The 15,182-nt window shown below is 66.2% G+C and carries 12 protein-coding genes; 7 read left to right on the forward strand and 5 right to left on the reverse strand.

Annotated elements, in window-relative coordinates; translation table 11 throughout:
- The first annotated feature begins 40 nt into the window (after positions 1–40).
- Positions 41–1,330, forward strand: a complete 1,290-nt coding sequence (locus tag DSM104443_RS07700; RefSeq protein ID WP_171090979.1) for a dicarboxylate/amino acid:cation symporter — start codon at positions 41–43, stop codon at positions 1,328–1,330.
- Between the two features lie 12 nt (positions 1,331–1,342).
- Positions 1,343–2,245 (forward strand): amino acid ABC transporter substrate-binding protein, encoded by a 903-nt coding sequence (locus DSM104443_RS07705; protein WP_171090981.1) that lies wholly within the window; start codon positions 1,343–1,345, stop codon positions 2,243–2,245.
- A 5-nt stretch (positions 2,246–2,250) separates the two neighbouring features.
- Here DSM104443_RS07705 and DSM104443_RS07710 read toward each other — a convergent pair whose 3' ends face one another.
- From DSM104443_RS07710 to DSM104443_RS07720, 3 genes are all read right to left on the reverse strand, one after another.
- On the reverse strand, positions 2,251–2,874 hold the full coding sequence (locus tag DSM104443_RS07710) for a response regulator transcription factor (protein WP_171090984.1): 624 nt from the start codon (positions 2,872–2,874) through the stop codon (positions 2,251–2,253).
- Entirely contained in the window at positions 2,871–3,251 is a 381-nt protein-coding gene (locus DSM104443_RS07715; protein ID WP_171090985.1) for a response regulator transcription factor, read from the reverse strand. The genes DSM104443_RS07710 and DSM104443_RS07715 overlap by 4 nt, the downstream gene beginning before the upstream one ends.
- A 61-nt stretch (positions 3,252–3,312) precedes the next feature.
- Complete coding sequence (locus DSM104443_RS07720; RefSeq protein WP_171090987.1) at positions 3,313–5,553, reverse strand: sensor histidine kinase; 2,241 nt, start codon at positions 5,551–5,553, stop codon at positions 3,313–3,315.
- A 153-nt stretch (positions 5,554–5,706) separates the two neighbouring features.
- Between DSM104443_RS07720 and DSM104443_RS07725 the strand changes: the two genes are divergently transcribed.
- Together DSM104443_RS07725 and DSM104443_RS07730 are read left to right on the forward strand one after the other, a co-directional pair.
- A complete protein-coding gene (locus tag DSM104443_RS07725; protein ID WP_171090989.1) occupies positions 5,707–7,209 on the forward strand; it encodes an MltF family protein in 1,503 nt (500 codons plus the stop codon).
- 64 nt (positions 7,210–7,273) lie between these two features.
- A complete protein-coding gene (locus DSM104443_RS07730; RefSeq protein WP_171090991.1) occupies positions 7,274–8,434 on the forward strand; it encodes a patatin-like phospholipase family protein in 1,161 nt (386 codons plus the stop codon).
- Here the strand turns inward: DSM104443_RS07730 and gfa are convergent.
- Positions 8,367–8,960, reverse strand: coding sequence for an S-(hydroxymethyl)glutathione synthase (gene gfa / locus DSM104443_RS07735; protein ID WP_171090993.1), 594 nt, complete (start codon positions 8,958–8,960; stop codon positions 8,367–8,369). The two genes, DSM104443_RS07730 and gfa, sit on opposite strands and share 68 nt — an antisense overlap.
- Before the next feature lie 118 nt (positions 8,961–9,078).
- On the opposite strand from gfa, the gene DSM104443_RS07740 reads away from it, so the two are divergent.
- Both DSM104443_RS07740 and DSM104443_RS07745 read left to right on the forward strand, forming a co-directional pair.
- Entirely contained in the window at positions 9,079–10,173 is a 1,095-nt protein-coding gene (locus tag DSM104443_RS07740) for a PA0069 family radical SAM protein (RefSeq protein ID WP_171090995.1), read from the forward strand.
- A gap of 28 nt (positions 10,174–10,201) precedes the next feature.
- Positions 10,202–10,810, forward strand: a complete 609-nt coding sequence (locus DSM104443_RS07745) for a M15 family metallopeptidase (RefSeq protein ID WP_171090996.1) — start codon at positions 10,202–10,204, stop codon at positions 10,808–10,810.
- A gap of 13 nt (positions 10,811–10,823) precedes the next feature.
- Here the strand turns inward: DSM104443_RS07745 and dacB are convergent, their stop codons facing one another.
- The gene (gene dacB / locus DSM104443_RS07750) at positions 10,824–12,266 is read right to left on the reverse strand and encodes a D-alanyl-D-alanine carboxypeptidase/D-alanyl-D-alanine endopeptidase (RefSeq protein ID WP_171090998.1); all 1,443 of its coding nucleotides are present in this window, start codon (positions 12,264–12,266) and stop codon (positions 10,824–10,826) included.
- Positions 12,267–12,405: 139 nt separating this feature from the next.
- Here dacB and DSM104443_RS07755 point away from each other — a divergent pair, with 139 nt between their 5' ends.
- A complete protein-coding gene (locus DSM104443_RS07755; protein WP_171091000.1) occupies positions 12,406–15,153 on the forward strand; it encodes a TonB-dependent receptor plug domain-containing protein in 2,748 nt (915 codons plus the stop codon).
- The last annotated feature ends 29 nt before the right edge of the window (positions 15,154–15,182 follow it).

Below are 15,182 nucleotides of genomic sequence, written 5' to 3' on the forward strand. Positions count from 1 at the left end.
TGGGGCGGCCCGATTCCGTGGACACTGGGGAGGGGATTCCATGAAGAAGAAGTTTCCGCCGGCCGTCACCATCCTGGCGTCCATGATCATCGGCATCCTGATCGGCTGGATGATCTTCGAGAACTTCCCGGACAAGAAATCCGCCTCGCAGATCGCGGGCTACGTCTCGATCATCTCCGACGTGTTCCTGCGGCTGATCAAGATGCTGATCGGCCCGCTGGTCTTCTCCACGCTGGTGGTGGGTGTCGCGCACATGGGCGACGCCGCCTCGGTGGGCCGGGTCTTCGCCAAGGCGCTGGGCTGGTTCATCACGGCCTCGCTGATCTCGCTGCTCCTCGGCCTGATCCTCGCCAACATCCTGCAGCCGGGCCATAACCTCGGCCTGCCGCTACCGGACATCGGAGCCTCGGCCAACCTGGCGACCTCGAAGTTCACGCTGAAGGACTTCGTGAGCCACCTGGTGCCCAAGTCCTTCGCCGAGGCCATGGCCAACAACGAGATCCTGCAGATCGTGGTGTTCTCGATGTTCTTCGGCGTGGCGCTCGCCTCGCTCGGCGAGAAGGCGAAGACGCTCGTGCACGCGATCGAGGAACTGGCCGAAGCCATGCTCAAGATCACGGGCTACGTGATGAAGCTGGCACCCCTCGCCGTGATGGCCGCGATGGCCGCCACCGTCGCCGTCAACGGCCTGGGCATCCTGCTCAAGTTCGCCGTGTTCATGGGCGACTTCTACCTCGGGCTCTTCGTGCTGTGGGGCGTCCTCATCTTCGCCGGCTTCGTGGTCCTGGGCCCGCGGATCTTCAAGCTGCTGGTGCTGATCAAGGAAGCCTTCATGCTGTCCTTCGCGACGGCGAGCTCGGAGGCGGCGTATCCGAAGATCCTCGACGCGCTCGACCGCTTCGGCGTGAACCGCAAGATCTCCAGCTTCGTGATGCCGATGGGCTACTCGTTCAACCTCGACGGCTCGATGATGTACTGCACGTTCGCCACGCTCTTCATCGCGCAGGCTTACGGCATCGAGCTCTCGATCGGCACGCAGGTCACCATGCTGCTGATCCTCATGCTCACGTCCAAGGGCATGGCGGGCGTGCCCAGGGCCTCCCTGGTCGTGATCGCCGCCACGCTGAACCAGTTCAACATCCCCGAGGCGGGGCTGCTGCTGATCCTCGGCGTCGATGCGTTCCTCGACATGGGGCGCTCGGCCACCAACGCGATCGGCAACTCGATCGCCACGGCGGCGGTCGCCAAGTGGGAAGGCGAGCTGAAGCCCCCGGCCGAAGCCGAGCGGTTCGCGGCCGACCTGGACGCGGGCCGTGTCGCTCCTGCCTGACGGGCGTCCCGCGTGAAGGCCACTTTCGCAGTCCTCTTCGTCGCCGGGCTCGCCCTCGGGGCGGCCAGCGCGCGCGCGCAATCCGAGCCGCCGGTGGAGCTCACCGGCACGCTCGCCAAGGCCCGCGCGAGCGGCGCCGTCACGATCGCCCATCGCGAATCGTCCATCCCGTTCTCGTACCTCAACGCGCGCAAGGAGCCCATCGGCTACTCGATCGAGCTCTGCAAGCTGCTGGTCGAGGCCATGGGCGCGTCGGTCGGCAAGGAGCTGGAGGTCAAGTGGCTGCCGGTGACATCGGCCACGCGCATCGAGGCGATCACGTCAGGCAAGGCCGATATCGAGTGCGGCTCCACGACCAACGACATCGAGCGCAGGAAGCTCGTGTCCTTCTCGCCGACGATCTTCGTCTCCGGCACCAAGCTCATGGTGAAGCGCGGCTCGCCGATCAAGTCCTTCCGCGACTTGGCCGGCAAGACCGTCGTGGTCACCGCGGGAACGACCAACGAGAAGGCGATGCAGGAGATCACGAAGCGCTTCAAGATCGCCTTTCGCCTCGTCGTCTCGCCCGACCATGCGCATTCGTTCATGCAGGTGGTCGAGGGCAAGGCCGATGCGTTCGCCACGGACGACGTGCTGCTCTACGGCCTCATCGCGCTCAACGTGGCGCAGAAGGACTTCGAAGTGATCGGCGAGTTCCTCTCGTACGATCCCTACGGCGTGATGTACCGGAAGGGCGACGCGCAGATGGAACGGCTCGTGAACGAGACCTTCCACGCGCTCGCCGAGGACGGCGAGATCGAGCGCCAGTACAAGCGCTGGTTCCTCCGCAAGCTCCCCTCGGGCGCCAGCATCGACCTGCCGATGAGCCCGCAGCTGGAGACGCTCATCCGCACGATGGCCACGAAGCCGGACTGATCCGGCTACCGCTGGAGCAGCTCCCAGGCCCTCACCAGGTCGGCGACCGATCGTGCCTGCATCTTTTCCATCACCTGCGACCGGTGGGCCTTGACCGTCCGCTCCGAGATGTCGAGGTCGGCGGCGACCTGCTTGTTCAGCTTGCCGGCCGAAACACCTTCGAAGACCTCGCGCTCGCGTGCCGTGAGCTTTCCGTAGCGCCCCTTCACTTCGTCGAGCTGCTGCTGGCCGCTCACGGCCGTGGCATGGCGGGCGAAAGCCGCGGTGACGGCCCCGAGCAGCAGGTCGCGATCGACGGGCTTGGTGAGAACATCGATGGCGCCGGCCCGCATCGCGCGCACGCTCATCGGGATGTCGCCGTGCCCCGTGAGGAAGATGATCGGCACCGCGCTTCCCTCGCGTACCAGTGCTTCCTGCATCTCCAGCCCGCTCACTTCGGGCATCCGCTCGTCGAGGACGAGGCAGCAGGGGGAAACGGTCGCGGGCTCGGCCAGGTAGCTGGCCGGCGAAGCGTGGGTACGGACCTCGAATCCGGCAGCGCGAAGCAACCGTGCCAGGGCAATGCGCACGTGCTCGTCGTCGTCCAGCACGTGGACCAGGCCCGCGATGTCGCTGCCCTGGGGAATCATGGGGCCGGCTCGACCGCGCGCTTGATGGCCTCGATCAGCTCGGTGGCATCGACGGGCTTGCGCAAGTAGGCGGAGGCGCCCGCCGCGCGCGCCCGCTCTTCGGCGCCCGGCGTGTCGTGGCCCGTGATCATGATGGCCGGAAGGTGGGTCTCCGGCGTATTGAGGGACGCGAGCACGTCGAAGCCGCTGAGCCCCGGCATGTGAAGGTCGAGGATCACGCAGTCGAGGTGGTGCCCGGGGAGCGCGCCGAGGAAGTCGCTGCCGCTCTTCCACGTCTGCACCTCGAATCCGGCGCCGCGCATGAGGCGATCGAGCGCCTTGCGGACGTGGGCTTCGTCGTCGACGACGGCGACCTGGAGGCGTCTGGGTTTCAACATGGCTGGAAAGTAGCACCTTGCCCGTGGGTTTCAAATGGACCTTTGATGCAGGTAGGCCCGGTCAGCACGATTCGCCCCCGGCCTTCGCGGCGGCGGAGTGTTCCGCGAGCACGAGCGTGAAGGAGGCGCCCCGGTCGCGGTTGTTGCGTCCGGTCAGCTGGCCCCCGTGGGACGTCATGATGGTCCTGCAGATCGCCAGGCCGAGGCCCAGGCCCTGCGGCTTCGTGGTGAAGAACGGCGCGAAGATCTCCTCGTGCTTGTCCTGCGCGATGCCGCTGCCGCAGTCCGAAACCGTCACGCGCACCCGGGAGTCGACCACCTCGCTGCTCACCACGAGGATGCGCTCGGCGCGTGGGAGATCCGACATCGAATCGCACCCGTTCAGCAGCAGGTTGATCACGACTTGCTGCAGCTGCGTTCGATCGCCGAACACCGCGGCGCGTTGCGCCCCGAGATGCGTCTCGACCGTCACGTGGCGGTTGACGAGGTCGTTGTGGATGAGGCGAAGCACGTCATGGACCAGCTCATCGACAGCCAGCACCTCTTGCGCGGAATCCTCCTTCTTCAGCATCTTTCGAAGCGACTTGATGATGCCGCCGGCACGCTTGTCGTTGAGCACGATGTCGTCGAGGATGGACTCGATCTCGACCAAATCGACCGTCTCGCGGCGAATGAACATCTGGGCCGCCTGCGCGTTGGCCAGGATGGCGGTGAGGGGCTGGTTCAGCTCGTGGGCGATGGAGCCCGAGAGCTCCCCGACCATCGTGACCCGCGACAGGTGGGCGAGCTCGTTGCGCCGGAGCTGTGCTTCGAGCTCCGCGAGCTTTCGCTGGGTGATGTCGAGCGTCACGCCCAGCAGGCGAAGGGGCTTGAGCGGATCGCGCTCCACGCGGCCGCGCCCCGCGTACCAATGGACGTTGCCGGCGGAATCCACGACGCGGTATTCGCTCTCGTAGCGGCCGTCGCCGTCGAGGGCCCGCCGCACGGCCAGCCTCACGGCTTCGCGATCTTCGGGGTGGATGGCGGCCAGGAATGTTCCGAGACTGATGCCGATGTCCGTCTCCCGCGGGAAATGCCCCGGCGAGGACACCCGCGAGATCCTGTCGCGCACGATGTCCCAGCTCCACATCGAGAGGTTGGCCGCGTCGGCCGCGAGCTTCATCGACTGCTCGTTCTCGAGCAGCGTCGATTCGGCCCGCGTCCGGCGCCTGCGCTGCACCAGCAGGAGCGCGATCAGCATCGACTGCAGCAGCACGGCGGATGCGATTCCGATCGCCTCGTAGCGATACTGGTCCCAGAACGTGAGCTCGCGGAAGCGTACGACCGTGTCCGGCGGAAGGAGGCTTTCCGGAATGTCCCAGCGCTTGAGTTGCCTCCAGTCCACGAAGGCAACCAGCTGCACCGGCGGCGGCAGCACCACGGAGGAGGGCGCGACGCCGGCGAGGAGCTGGCGGGCGACCGCCGCGGCCTGGCGCGGGACGGCTTCGATGGGAAGCGAATAGCTCGCGAGCGCTCCGCGCCCGACCGCATTCTCGAACGTGTGCACGATGGGCACGGGCGTGATGTCGCGGATGCGATCGAGCAGAACCGTGAGGCTCGTGAAAGCCTGGCCGGTTCCATCCCGCAGGAAAGGCCCGGTAATCACGAGCGCGTCGCGGGGCAGCTTGGGAATCTCCTCCACGATCGACTCGAACGGGAGCCCGGTCAGCACGCGCAGCTTCAGGTTGGGAGCCAGCTCCGTGGCGGCTTGCCGCAGCTGTTCCTCGATGGAGAGATCCAGTTCGGCGGTCCCGGTAATGATCACCAGCTCGCGCGCCTGGGGGCGCAGGCGGAGCGCCAGCTCCACGGTGCCGCGCGCGTTCGTGGGATAGGAGGAGCCGACGAAGTCCGCGGGAAGCTTGAATCGCGAAAGGGTCGCGTCGCGCAGGCCCGCATAGGCGAGCGGCGTGCCGGGAAAGATCCGGTCGCGATGGCGCGCCATGAAGCGCAGCGACGTGGGATCCATGGCGACGATCGCGTCGACCTTCACGTCCGAGTAGCGTTGGCGCAGGAAATCCGCGAAGCGCTGTTCCTGCACCTCCCCGGGAAAGCGCGTGCCCTCGATGAATTCCGTGTAGTAGTGGAGATCGCTGCCGGGCTTCAGGACGCCCAGCTCCTCGCGCAGCACCTGGTCGAAGACGCGGATGGTATTCGCGCGCCATTCGAGCCCATGGAGCACGAGCACGGACTTCGCTTCCGCCTGCGGGAGCGCGAGGACGAACGACGCCAGCAGGCAACACCAGCCCCAGGCGTGGCGCCTCATGAAACGTGTCTTTCCAACGTCCGCCTTCCCGGATGCCCGATCGCACCCATGTTGCCCCTGCCGGCGGCCGGGGCCTATTGCCTGATGGTGCAGGGTGCCGACCGGCACCATCGGACAGGTACCCAGAGCCCGGGCGGGGCGTACCCTGACCCGATGCAAAGAATCCTCTCCTTCAAGCATGCGGCCTTCGTCTTCGCATGGGCCTGCTGCCAGCTGGCCGCCGCAGCGCTCGCGCAGGAGCCGCCCGCAAAGGGTTCCGCCGGAAAGCTGACCATCGATCCCGCGGAGATGCAGAAGCCGTGGACCGGTGACCTGGACGGCATGGTCGAGCGGCGGACCGTCCGCGTGCTCACCCCGAACAGCAAGACGTTCTACTTCAACGACAAGGGGACGCTGCGCGGCAGCGTCGTCGACTTCTTCCGGCAGTACGAAGAGGACCTCAACAAGAAGCTCGCCGCGGAGAAGAAGCTCAAGGACAAGAACCTGAAGGTCCGGGTGGTGTTCATCCCGATGCGCAGGGACCAGCTGCTGCCGGCCCTGGCCGCGGGAAAAGGCGACGTCGCCGCGGGCAACATCACGATCACGCCGGAGCGCCGGAAGCTGGTGGACTTCAGCGACGCGGGCATGGGCAATGTGAGCGAGGTCGCCGTCACCGGCCCGGCGTCGCCGAAGCTCGCGACGCTGGACGACCTTGCCGGCAAGGAAGTCTTCGTGCGCAAGTCGTCGAGCTACTACGAGAGCCTCGTCGTCCTCAACAAGAGGTTCGTGGCCGAGAAGAAGGCTCCCGTCACTTTCCGTGAGGCGCCCGAGACTCTCGAGGACGAGGACCTGCTCGAGATGCTGAACGCCGGCCTGGTCGCGATCGTCATCGTCGACAAGCACAAGGCGGATTTCTGGAAGCAGGTCTTCCCGAAGATTGTCGTGCACGACACGGTCGCCGTTCGCACCGGTGGCGAGGTCGCGTGGGCATTCCGCAAGGGCAGCCCCCAGCTCCAGGCGTCGTTGAACGATTTCGTGGCGAAGCACAAGGTCGGGACCTCCACCGGCAACCAGCTGCTGACGAAGTACCTCAAGAACGCGGGCTACGTGAAGAACGCGGCCTCCGAGACCGAGCGCAAGAAGTTCTTCGACCTGGTCCAGTACTTCCAGAAGTACGGCACGAAGTACGACGTGGACTGGGTGCTGATGGGCGCTCAGGGCTACCAGGAGTCGCAGCTGAACCAGCAGGCGAAGAGCGCGGTCGGTGCGATCGGCGTGATGCAGGTCATGCCCGCCACCGGCAAGGACATGAACGTCGGCGACATCCGCGAGACCGAGGCGAACATCCACGCGGGCATCAAGTACATGCGCTGGATGATCGACAACTACTACGGGAAGGAGCCGATGACGGACCTCGACAAGGCCCTCTTCGCGTTCGCCTCGTACAACGCCGGCGCGGGCAAGATCTCGCAGCTTCGCAAGGAGGCCGCCAAGCGCGGGCTCGATCCGAACGTCTGGTTCCAGAACGTGGAGTACGTCGTGGCCGAGAAGATCGGCCAGGAGACCGTGACCTACGTCAGCAACATCTATAAGTACTACATCGCGTACCGCCTGATCCAGGAGAGCCAGGCCGTTCGCAAGGACGCCATCGACAAGGTGAAGAGCGGCGGCAAGTGAGTTGATACCCGTCGCGCCGTGAAGTGCGTACGATCGCGGATTCCTTCCCCACGGCGAAGAGTCCATGCCCGGCGCAAGAAAGACCCGCATCGCGATCGCCTGCCAGGGCGGCGGTGCACAGACCGCCTTCACCGCAGGCGCCCTGAAAGCCCTCTTCCAGGAGGGCGTCCACGAGGAGTTCGATATCGTCGGCCTCTCCGGCACTTCGGGAGGCGCGATGTGCACGGCGCTCGCCTGGTATGCGCTGCGCAAGGGCGACAAGGAGCCGTGGAAACGGCTGGATGCGTTCTGGGAGGAGAACACCGCGAAGTCGCCGATCGAGATCGCCTTCAACCGCTATCTCGTGGATACGCTGCGCATGACCAACCGCGGCCTGCTGGCGCAGGTCGCGCGCGGCCCCAAGTCGCCGATCACCGCGGCGTTCATGCAGGGGTGGTCCCGCCACATGCGCCCGCGCTTCACCGACATGGAGGGGTTGCTTCGCGCGCATATCGACTTCGACGAGTTGAAGCGCTGGGGCAAGCAACCGAAGGGCCCCGTGCTCCTCATCGGCGCGATCGAAGTGCTGAGCGGCCGGCTGGCGACGTTCTCCTCGGCCAACGAGGCGATCCGCGTGGAGCACATCATGGCCTCCAGCACCGTGCCGATGCTCTTTCCCGCGGTCGAGATCGGGAAGGGCGTTTATTGGGACGGCGTGTTCTCGGACAATCCGCCGGTGAACGAGCTCGTGCAGCCCGTCCACGTCGGCGCGGGCAACCTGCCGGAAGAGATCTGGGTCGTGAAGATCAACCCGACGACGTGCGCGCAAACGCCGGTGGGGCCCGAGGAAATCGTCGATCGCCGCAACCAGCTCACGGGCAACATCTCGCTCTTCCACCAGCTCGACACGATCGCGTGGCTGAACAACCTTTATCTCAAGGGCGCGATCGACAAGGCGTTCATGGCGAAGAACAACATCCCGGGGCCCGTGCGCATCCCGAAGTCGTACGCGGACGATCCGGACCTCGAATACCACATCCCCTGCATCGAGATGTCCGGCGCGCTGACGGGCAAGCTCGGCATCGAGAGCAAGCTCGACCGCAGCGCGGAGAACCTGAAGCCGCTGATCGCGGACGGCGAGCGCCAGGCGCGGGCGTTCCTCGCCGAGCGCGCGAAGCTCAGCCGGAAACCTCGGCCATCTTCCGCTTCGGCACGTTCGAAGACTTTGCGACGGCCGTCGCGATGAAGTCCATGAGGCCCGGCGACAGGCAGTCGTAGGGCTCGAGCCCCAGCTCGCGCAGGCGCGCCCGGACGTCGCCCATCCGTTCCGGATCGGCGCCCGATTCGATGATCGACGAGACGAACGCCGCGAAGCCCGGTGGCGCCCAGCCGGCGTCGGTCGACAGCTCGGTGTGGAAGAAGTCGAATCCGTGGAGCGGATGGCCCGGCCTGTTGACCCGGCCATGCATGTGGACGCCGCACTGCGCGCACGCGTAGCGCTGGATGAGCGCCTTGTCGTCCACGACCTTCAGCTTGTCCGCATTCGCCGTGACCGAGACGTTGGTGCTCGCCGTCGCCGCGACCTGGGAGAACAACGACCCGGCCGGCTTCCAGCACTTCGTGCAGCCGCACACGTGGTTGAACTGGGCCTGTCCCTTGATCGCGACCGTGACCTTGCGATCCGCGCAATGGCAGGAGAGGTTGCCGCCGGTGAAATTCGCCGCCGCGGCCTTCGCGCCGCGGTCGACCTGGGGATGGATGGAGAGAGGCATGTGTCGCTCCTTTTGGGGGTTCGTCACTCGAGAGGGACCTGCGCGACCATCGTACTCCGAGTTATCCACAATTCGCTTCGAGCCGTGCACTCGCGCTGCGCGTCCGTAGACTGTTCGAATGCCATTGAAGTCCACTGCTGGAAACCACGGCGCGCCTGCGAAGGGCCGAGGTGCCGCGTCGAATCCCGAGGGGCGTTTCGAGAACTGGGAGCGCGGTTCGGTCGACGACGGTTGGGTTCAGGATCCCGAAGAGGAGCCCGTAAAGCCGAAGACGATCGTCACGATCGAGCGTGCGAAGAGTGTGATCTCGCGCAACGATTCACCCGACGTTGGCCTGACCCAATCTTTGAACCCTTACCGTGGATGCAGCAACGGGTGCCCTTATTGCTTCGCTCGTCCGAGCCACGCGTATCTCGGATTGTCTCCGGGGCTCGATTTCGAGACGCGCCTCTTCGCCAAGACGAATGCAGCCGAGATTTTCCGCGAGGAGATCTCGAAGCCGGGATATCGCTGTGAGCCGCTCGCAATCGGCGTCAACACCGACGCGTACCAGACGATCGAGCGCGAGTACCGCATCACGCGCTCAGTCCTCGAGGTCTGCTATGAAACGAATCACCCCGTCTCCCTCATCACGAAGTGCGCGATGATCGAGCGGGACCTCGATCTGCTTGCGCCGATGGCCAGGAATAATCTCGTCCACGCCACGCTTTCGGTTACGACACTCGATCACGGAATCGCGCGTTACATGGAACCTCGAGCAAGCGCGCCAGCTCGCAGGATCCTCGCCATCGAGCGCCTCTCGAAAGCCGGGATCCCCGTCGGTGTCAATGTCGCCCCCGTCATTCCCTTCCTCACCGACTCGGAACTCGAATCCATTCTGGAGGCCGCGAAGAACGCGGGAGCCAAGAGCGCCGGCTACATCCTCATGCGGCTTCCCTGGGAGGTGAAGGACATCTTCCGCGAGTGGCTGCAGGTGCATTTCCCATTGAAGGCCGATCACGTGATGTCCCGCGTGCATCAGATGCGGAACGGCAAGGACAACGACCCGCGCTTCGGCTCGCGCATGAAGGGCGAGGGCCTGTTCGCGGAGCTCCTGAAGCAGCGCTTCGACAAGGCGTACGCGCGCCTCGGTTTCGAGGACACGGCGTACGAGCCGCTCGATACCACGAAGTTCGTCCCTCCCTCGCGCAACGGCCAGGCCTCGCTTTTCTAGCCGTGCGCTCGCCTGCTACATTTGAGGCGTGAAGACGCTTTCCATCGAACACGTCCCCGGCCATCCGGACTTCCGCGCGCTCTCGTCGATCGGCGGCATTGGCATCGACCTGCGTTACGCGAGCGCCAACAACCTGGTCGGCTCCGATCTCTATGCGCCCTTCGATTGCTCGTGGCTGCATCGCGAGGGCGCGGAGCGCCTCGAGCAGGCCGTCGCCCACCTCGCGAACCAGCGTCCCGATCTCAAGCTCGTGGTCCTCGATGCCGTGAGGCCGCAGCGCGTACAGCAGCGCCTGTGGGATCGGCTGGAGGGGACGGACCTGCGCATGTACTTCGCCGACCCCGCGCGCGGCTCCATCCATTCGTTCGGCATGGCGGTGGACATCACGCTCGCGGACCGGAGCAACACCGAGCTCGACATGGGCACGCCCTTCGACGACCTCACCGAGCTCTCGCACCCGCAGCGCGAAGCGGCGTGGCTCGCCAGCGGCGCACTCACACGGGCGCAGCTCGACAACCGCATGCTTCTTCGCGATGTGATGAGCCGTGCCGGATGGCAGGGCATCTCCACCGAGTGGTGGCACTTCGACGGCGGGGACCGCGAGCGGATCCGCGCCGAGTTCGCCCGCGTTCTCTAAGCGCGCTACCGCGCTAGAGCGCAGGGCCCGTCGATCGAGCTACCCAGTCGATGATCGCGTCGAGGATCGGCCGCGCCACGTAGCGCGTCGCCCGCTCGTGATTGAGCATCGCCACCACGACGTTGGTTCCACCACCCGAATCGCGCACGTAGCCGGCAATCGCGGTGACGTCACGCAGCGTCCCGGTCTTGATGCGAGCCGTCGCCGCCGCCGGGCTCGTGCGCAGGCGATTGCGCATCCCGCCATCCACCGCCACCACCGGCAGGCTGGCCATGTACTCGGGCGCCCACGGGCCGGCCGCCGCGAGGCGTAGCACCGCCGCCAATTGGTTCGGCGTGACGCGCTCCGTCCGCGACAATCCCGATCCGTTCTCGAGGACGAGCCCCGCACTATCGATGCCGTGTGTCTCCATCCACGCGCGAATCACGGCATCCGCGGACTGCGCCGTCGGCCGGCCCGCGCCCGAGGCCACGCCCAGCGTGAGGAACATCACGCGGGTCACGGGATTGTCCGAGCGCTTGTTGATGTCGATCAGCACCTGCGAGAGCGGTCGCGATCCGTGCGATGCAACGAGCCGCGCGGTGGAGGGCGCCACGCCATCACGAACCCTGCCGCGGAATTTCCCGCCCAGCCGCTGCCACGTGGCCCGGAAGAGCCGCTCCGTGTAGGCGACGCGATCGATGACGTTGATCGCCGTCGAGGCGCGGCAATCGCGCGGATATTCCCCGAGCAGCGTCACGACCACGAAGCCGTCACGCCCGGTTCGCACGGCCGGATACTTCCAGCCGTCCTCCCAGTCCTCGCAGGAACGATCGACGAGCTCCATCTTCGTCTCGACGGTCACGCCGGAGAGCGGCGTGGCCACGAGCACCCGCACGGTGTCCTGGTCCGAGGCGAGGTCGAGATGCATCAGGTTCGAGCCCGCCATCAGCGCGTCGGGGATGAGGTTGTAGCGGAACTCCGGGGCCTCGTCGAAGGGCGGCACGCCCACGTCGGTGCGGGCCGGGTCGAAGAAGGTGCGGTCGAGCACGAGGTCGCCGCGGATCTCCTGGATGCCCTCGAGGCGAAGCGCCCCCAGCAGCCGCTCGAAGGCCACGGCGTCCAGGTCCACGTCCCCGAGCCCGCGCAGGATCACGTCGCCCTCGAACACGCCCGCGGTCTTGACCCCGGACAGGAGCAGCTCGGAGCGTCCGCGATAGATTGGGCCCAGCGTATCGAGGGCGACCAGGGACGTGAGGAGCTTCAGCGTGGAGGCGGGCTGGACGCTGCGATCGGCCCCCGCCGCGGCCCAGGTGGCGCCATCCGGGAGCCGCTGCACCGTGTAGGAGAGGGCATCGGGGGGCAGGCCCGCGGCCTCGACCTGCGCGCGCAAGGTGTCCGGCAAGCTGGACTGGGCGAGGCACTTTTCGAAGGGGGCGCAGAGGAAGAGGCAGAGCAGGAAGGCGCGCAAGGACACGGCGGTATGAACTCTCGATTCATTAGGCATTTGTAATATTGCCGGACTTTCAGCAGAATCGATCGGCGAGGGAAACAAGCGATTACGACGGCCACCAAGGCCGCAGCCATTTCCATTCATTTTCCAAGGGGGATCACCGGTGAAATTCCGACTGCTGGCACACGCAGTGGCGTTGACGTTCGTGGCAGGGGCCGCGCACGCGCAGGACGCGCAGAAGGTCGAGCGGCTCGAGATCACGGGCTCCAGCATCAAACGCATCCAGGAAGAAGGCTCGCTCCCGGTCCAGGTCATCACGCGCGAGGACATCCAGCGCCGCGGCATCACCAACGCCGAACAGCTGCTGATGCAGATCTCGGCCAACGGCACGGGCGCGGACAACCTCTCCTCCAACGTCGGCATCCAGCTCGGCACCACCGACCGCAACAACAACGGCAACTCCAGCGCCAACCTGCGCGGCCTGGGCGCCTCGAACACCCTCGTGCTGCTGAACGGCCGCCGCCTGGCCACGCACGGCGCCAAGGGCAACGCGGTCGATTTGAACTCGATCCCGATGTCCGCCATCGAGCGCGTCGAGATCCTCAAGGACGGCGCCTCGGCCATCTACGGCACGGACGCGATCGCGGGCGTGATCAACTTCATCCTGCGCAAGGACTTCACCGGCGTCGAGATCACCGGCTACGGCGACGTCACGGAGCAAGGCGGCGGGGACCGCTACAACGCCAGCATCACGGCGGGGTGGGGCAACCTCGACAAGGACCGCTGGAACGTGATGGGCGTCCTCACGTGGGACCGCCAGGAGATCCTGAACGGGGTCGACCGCGCGTTCTCCAACGGCTACCAGCCGAGCCGTGGCCTCTCGCCGGATACGGCGGGCACGCCGTTCGCCACACAGACGGGCCTCGCCGGCACCGCCATCGGCGCCTCGTTCCGCACGCCCGCGGGCGGCGCGACGCAGACCTTCAACCGCGCCAACCTGCTGTCGTTCCAGGGCAACTGCGGAGCGGTCGACGGGCAGAGCCAGTACGAGACGGGCATCTGGAACGCCCCGGGCTTCCGTTACGCATGCTCGTACGACTACGGCGGGCGGGAAGTCCTCATCCAGCCGGTCGACCGCACGCAGGTCGTCGCGCGCGGCACCTTCAAGGTGAGCAACGAGCTCACGGCGTTCGCCGAATTCGTCGCCTCGCGCACCGAGGCCACGAAGATGTTCGAGGAGTACCAGATCACCACGACCGGTGATTTCCTCGGCATGCGCTACCCGGTCGGCGGCCCGTTCTACCAGGACCTCTCGGCGTACATCCCGCTCTTCAACAACCAGCTGCCCATCGCCTATCGCTGGCGTTGCATGGAGTGCGGCCTGCGCACCATCGAGACGACGACGGATACGTACCGCTTCCTCGCGGGCGTGGACGGCACGCTGTTCAACAAGTGGGACTACAAGTTCGGCGTCTCCACCGCGGGCAGCGAAGCCGAATCGGTCCTCGGCAACGGCTACATGTTCACGGCGCCGCTCACCGCGGCACTGGCGAGCGGCCTGGTGAACCCCTGGCTGATGCCTGGCCAGACGCAGACCGCCGCCGGCAATGCGCTGCTGGAAGCAGCGCGCGCCAACGGCACCAAGCTCTTCGCGGGCGAATCCTCGTTGATCCAGTTCGACGGCGCGATCTCGGGCGAGCTCTGGCAGCTTCCCGCCGGCCCGATGTACGGCGCCGCGGGCTTCGACTACCGCAAGGAGACGTACAAGTTCGACGACGGCTCGCGCACCACGCAGCCGGTGTACCAGGCGCCGTTCGATCCGCAGTTCGCCAAGGCCGAGCGCACGGTAAAGGCCTTCTACGCGGAAGTCGCGGTGCCGGTCCTGAAGGGCTTCGAGATCACGGGCGCCATCCGCCACGACGACTACAGCGACTTCGGCGGCACCACGAACCCGAAAGTGTCGTTCCGCTGGAACCCGATCGAGCCGCTCGTGTTCCGCGGCTCGTATGGCGAGGGCTTCCGGGCTCCGAGCTTCTTCCAGCTCTACACGACGACGACGGTATCGCCGGTCCCGGGCAACGTGGCCGATCCGGTGCTGTGCCCGCTGAGCCCGAACGACCTCTCGGTGTGCGCCATTCGTCCGGACTCGCGCCAGGGCGGCAACCCCGACCTCAAGCCGGAAACGTCGAAGCAGTGGTCGGTCGGCTTCGTCGCCGCGCCCACGCCCTGGATGAACGGCAGCGTCGACCTCTGGCAAGTCCGCCGCGATGACCGGATCTACGAGCTCAACGCCCAGCAGGTGCTGGCGCAGTACAACACGTTCCCCGAAGCGCTCGTGCGCGGCACCAACGGCCGCCTCGACGGTCCCGGCGGCTACATCCAGGCGGGCTTCGTGAACGCCGCGGATGACATCACGCGCGGCGTGGATCTCAGCCTGCGCTTCCAGGGCAAGATGTTCGCCGGCAGCTGGAACGCCTCGATCGACGGCACGTACATCGAGCTCTACAAGTCGCGCGTGTACATCAACCTGGACTACGACTCGCTGGCCGGAGCGTGGAGCAATCGTGATCTCTACCCGCGCTGGAAGCACTTCGCGCAGTTCACGTACACGCAGGGCCCGTGGAGCGGCACGCTGTACCAGCAGTACACGTCCAGCTACGGCGACCAGAACCCGCCGGGCATTGCGGCCGCCGGGTTCCCGTCCGTCGACTCGTACCTCATCTACGGCGTGAGCGGCACGTACTCGGGCTTCAAGAACTGGGTGCTGACCGCGGGTGTCCGCAACCTGTTCGACGAGGATCCGCCCTTCACCGCGCATAACCTGGACTTCGCCGCGGGCGCAGGCTGGGATCCGCGCGTGGCAGACCCGAGGGGCCGTGCGTACTACGCGCGGGTGACGTTCAAGTTCTGAACCGACGGCAATTTGCAGTAGCACTTGCG

It is taken from the genome of Usitatibacter rugosus (assembly GCF_013003965.1).
GTDB lineage: Bacteria > Pseudomonadota > Gammaproteobacteria > Burkholderiales > Usitatibacteraceae > Usitatibacter > Usitatibacter rugosus.

What these genes read in the sequence shown, in the direction of transcription:
- gfa (WP_171090993.1), bottom strand. Translation starts at nt 8,960, where the DNA reads ATGCCTCTCTCCATCCATCCCCAGGTCGACCGCGGCGCGAAGGCCGCG.
- DSM104443_RS07725 (WP_171090989.1), top strand. Translation starts at nt 5,707, where the DNA reads ATGCAAAGAATCCTCTCCTTCAAGCATGCGGCCTTCGTCTTCGCATGG.
- DSM104443_RS07715 (WP_171090985.1), bottom strand. Translation starts at nt 3,251, where the DNA reads ATGTTGAAACCCAGACGCCTCCAGGTCGCCGTCGTCGACGACGAAGCC.
- DSM104443_RS07710 (WP_171090984.1), bottom strand. Translation starts at nt 2,874, where the DNA reads ATGATTCCCCAGGGCAGCGACATCGCGGGCCTGGTCCACGTGCTGGAC.
- DSM104443_RS07730 (WP_171090991.1), top strand. Translation starts at nt 7,274, where the DNA reads ATGCCCGGCGCAAGAAAGACCCGCATCGCGATCGCCTGCCAGGGCGGC.
- DSM104443_RS07700 (WP_171090979.1), top strand. Translation starts at nt 41, where the DNA reads ATGAAGAAGAAGTTTCCGCCGGCCGTCACCATCCTGGCGTCCATGATC.
- DSM104443_RS07720 (WP_171090987.1), bottom strand. Translation starts at nt 5,553, where the DNA reads ATGAGGCGCCACGCCTGGGGCTGGTGTTGCCTGCTGGCGTCGTTCGTC.
- DSM104443_RS07740 (WP_171090995.1), top strand. Translation starts at nt 9,079, where the DNA reads ATGCCATTGAAGTCCACTGCTGGAAACCACGGCGCGCCTGCGAAGGGC.